General features: G+C 69.8%; 1 protein-coding gene. It reads left to right on the plus strand.

Annotated elements, in window-relative coordinates:
* Positions 1 to 553: methyl-accepting chemotaxis protein (locus AC1DTW_RS28160; RefSeq protein ID WP_477985345.1), on the plus strand; the 553-nt coding region annotated here is incomplete at both ends.

Genomic DNA, 553 nt, shown 5'->3' on the forward strand with positions numbered 1-553 from the left:
TCGACCGACAGCATCGGCACCGCGAGCACCGAGATCGCGACCGGCAACCAGGACCTGTCCAGCCGCACCGAGCAGACCGCGTCGAACCTGCAGCAGGCGGCCTCGTCGATGGAGCAGCTGACCGGCACCGTGAAGCAGTCGGCCGACTCGGCGCGCCAGGCGAACCAGCTCGCGAGCTCGGCCGCCGAAGTGGCCGCCCGTGGCGGCGCGGTGGTCTCGCAGGTGGTCGCGACGATGGACGACATCAACGCGAGCTCGAAGAAGATCGCCGACATCATCGGCGTGATCGACGGCATCGCGTTCCAGACCAACATCCTCGCGCTGAATGCGGCGGTCGAAGCGGCGCGCGCCGGCGAACAGGGCCGCGGCTTCGCGGTCGTCGCCAGCGAGGTGCGCAGCCTCGCGCAGCGCAGCGCCGAAGCGGCGAAGGAGATCAAGGGGCTGATCGGCGCCTCGGTCGAGAAGGTCGAGGGCGGCTCGAAGCTCGTCGCCGATGCCGGTCGCACGATGAAGGAGATCGTCGGCTCGGTGCAGCGCGTCTCGGACATCATCG

The organism is Rhizobacter sp. P5_A1 (assembly GCF_056400745.1).